Source organism: Wolbachia endosymbiont of Cylisticus convexus, from assembly GCF_003344345.1.
Map to the genome: position 1 here is coordinate 1 of NZ_QPIP01000231.1, position 2,526 is coordinate 2,526.

5 protein-coding genes are annotated in these 2,526 nt (G+C 35.4%); 1 reads left to right on the forward strand and 4 read right to left on the reverse strand.

The features are described from left to right. Window positions 1-65: 65 nt before the first annotated feature. Complete coding sequence (locus tag Wcon_RS10840) at window positions 66-1,304, forward strand: IS256 family transposase (protein WP_114516979.1); 1,239 nt, start codon at window positions 66-68, stop codon at window positions 1,302-1,304. Window positions 1,305-1,442: 138 nt separating this feature from the next. On the opposite strand, the gene Wcon_RS13660 is transcribed toward Wcon_RS10840, so the two are convergent. From Wcon_RS13660 to Wcon_RS13675, 4 genes are all read right to left on the reverse strand, one after another. After that, window positions 1,443-1,763, reverse strand: a complete 321-nt coding sequence (locus Wcon_RS13660; RefSeq protein WP_458694584.1) for an integrase core domain-containing protein — start codon at window positions 1,761-1,763, stop codon at window positions 1,443-1,445. Between the two features lie 266 nt (window positions 1,764-2,029). Further along, window positions 2,030-2,170 (reverse strand): hypothetical protein, encoded by a 141-nt coding sequence (locus tag Wcon_RS13665; RefSeq protein WP_458694580.1) that lies wholly within the window; start codon window positions 2,168-2,170, stop codon window positions 2,030-2,032. 24 nt (window positions 2,171-2,194) lie between these two features. After that, the gene (locus tag Wcon_RS13670) at window positions 2,195-2,374 is read right to left on the reverse strand and encodes a helix-turn-helix domain-containing protein (protein WP_458694579.1); all 180 of its coding nucleotides are present in this window, start codon (window positions 2,372-2,374) and stop codon (window positions 2,195-2,197) included. Beyond that, window positions 2,328-2,459, reverse strand: a complete 132-nt coding sequence (locus tag Wcon_RS13675; RefSeq protein WP_338062146.1) for a hypothetical protein — start codon at window positions 2,457-2,459, stop codon at window positions 2,328-2,330. Before Wcon_RS13675 ends, Wcon_RS13670 begins: the two co-directional genes overlap by 47 nt. Window positions 2,460-2,526: the final 67 nt, after the last annotated feature.

A 2,526-nucleotide genomic window follows, 5' to 3' on the forward strand; every position in this document is an offset into this window, starting at 1 on the left:
GTTCAAAAAAGTGTGTCAAACCGAAAAAAAGTAATTTATATCAATTTAAAAATGGAGGTTTGACAATGAGTCAAAAAGTAGTAAACAGAACTAACGGATTGGTAGATTATAAAGAGTTGGAAACAAATATCCTGTCGTCTATACGAGAAGGAAGACCGTTGACAGGAAAGGAGGGAGCATTAACACCATTTATAAAAAAGCTGCTGGAGGCGAGTCTAGAAGGTGAAATAGAAAACCATTTATTAGCTGAAAGTGAAGAAAATAATCGCAGAAATGGGAGGAATGGAAAGACTTTACGTACAAGTGCAGGTTCATTTGAGCTGTTAACGCCAAGAGATAGAGAAGGAAGTTTTGAGCCGCAAATAGTCAAAAAAAGGCAAACAAGCTTACATCCAGAGCTTGAAACGAAGATTTTGAGCACATTTGCCAGTGGTATGAGCTATAGAGATATAGCGTCACACGTTGAGGAAATTTATGATCACAAAATATCGGTAGCAGAGATATCAAGTATTACCGACAAATTACTGCCTATAATCAATGAATGGCGTAGTCGTCCACTGCAATCAGTATACCCGATAGTATTTATGGATGGGATGTTCTTTAAGGTCAAGGAGGATGGACATTGCGTAAGTAAATGTATGTACAATATATTGGGCATAGACCAAAATGGCAGAAAAGAAGTCCTGGGCTTTTATTTGGCTGAAAGTGAAGGAGCTAACTTTTGGTTGGAAGTGCTAAATAACCTCAAAGAAAGAGGAGTAGAAGATATTCTGATTGCATGTGTAGATGGGCTAAAAAGCTTTCCTGCAGCCATCAACAGTGTATTTCCCAGTGCAGAAGTGCAGCTATGTATAGTACACCAAATAAGAAATTCTCTGAAATATGTATCCAGTAAAGATGTGAAAGTTTTCATGAATGATCTGAAAAAAATATATCGTGCTTCAAGTAAAGAAATTGCTGAGAATTATCTGCTTGAGCTGGAAGGAAAATGGGGAGAAAAGTATCCTTTAGTTATAAAATCCTGGCAGAACAATTGGGAAAACTTATCCAGTTATTTTAAGTATTCTGGGCCAGTTAGGAAGCTGATTTACACCACTAATCCAATTGAGGGGTTGCATAGACAAATCAGGAAATTTACTAAAACTAAGGGTTCATTTACTAGTACAAATGCCTTGTACAAACAGGTATATTGTGCTATAAAAAAGGTAGAGCAAAAGTGGATTATGGCTCTCCCTAATTGGGCTTTAACTATGTCTCAACTTGATATTTTCTTTCCAGATAGGTTGAAAATTGAGTTGAACTAAAAATGCGGCTTGACACACTTTTTTGAACATTCCCAGAAATCTTGATCTTAAATAAGATAATTTTTTTTAAAGAGTCTATAAATTACTAATTTTATCGTTTAATGTGTACTAGACATAACTTAATCTGACAGGCAAGAATTAACTGACAGAAGGATTGAGGTAGTTAAAACTAATATCAGTCTCTTGTTTGATGCTACTAATATTTTTCTGAAAAGCAATATGTTTGCTATCAAGAAAAGTCTGCATCGGTGTTTTGCCATAGCAATATTTACCTGAATGAGGTCTTGTCTCATTGTAAGAACGCAACCAATGATCAACATCTATCTGCAAATCTTCCAAAGAACTGTAGATTTTCTTTCTAAAGATAATATTGTAACACTCATCTTGCATAGTTCTATGAAACCTCTCACATATGCCATTAGTTTGTGGGGTTAGTTCTTGAATGATCAATGTTTTCAATTCCTAAATATAGCTGATAAGCGTGATTTTCTGGTTTGCCACAGTATTCCGTACCCCTATCAGTCAAAATGCGGGATAATGGTACTTTTGTCCATCAAAGAATGGTATGACTCTATCATTAAGAAGATCTGCAGCAGTAATTGCAGTTTTGTCTGTATAAAGCTTTGCCATAGCAACCCTTGAATAGGTATCAATAAAAGTTTGCTGGTCCTATACCCTTCTACATAATAAGTGTCTTGAGAACCTAAGTAACCAGTGTTTCAATTTCACCATCTTTGTTCTTTCACTTTCTCTAAAGCTGCAAGTTGCTCTTCAGTTAAAATTATGCCATCTTGTGCAACCTTCGCTTCAAGAGCTTTAAGTCTTTTTTTGAACGTTTCAATATCGTTTCTTAGCCATACAACCACCTTCGGAAATCCCTTTTTCTCAGCTCATTTGCAGCTCTTTATTGTCCATATGCTGGAAATTCTGTTGCGATCTGCTCTTTCTATGTCTTCGGAAACTCTGTTTGCCATAAGTGATTTTTTCTTACTTATCTCATGCAGTGCTTCTTCTCCTCCATTTTCATATAATTCCTTGAATCGATAAAACGTATCTCTTGAGTAGCCCATACGCTTGAGATACATTTCCTAATTGTTTTGCTAGCTCTAATAACCCTAACTTTGGTTTTAGTATTTTTGCTTGTATTGTACTCATATCTAACACTCCTTTCTTTTATTATTTTATAACTTACTTTTCTAAAGTGTCAGATCAAGTCTTGTTT

Coding starts and splice junctions, on each gene's coding strand:
- Wcon_RS13675 (WP_338062146.1), bottom strand. CDS start 2,459: ATGAGTACAATACAAGCAAAAATACTAAAACCAAAGTTAGGGTTATTA.
- Wcon_RS13670 (WP_458694579.1), bottom strand. CDS start 2,374: ATGGGCTACTCAAGAGATACGTTTTATCGATTCAAGGAATTATATGAA.
- Wcon_RS10840 (WP_114516979.1), top strand. CDS start 66: ATGAGTCAAAAAGTAGTAAACAGAACTAACGGATTGGTAGATTATAAA.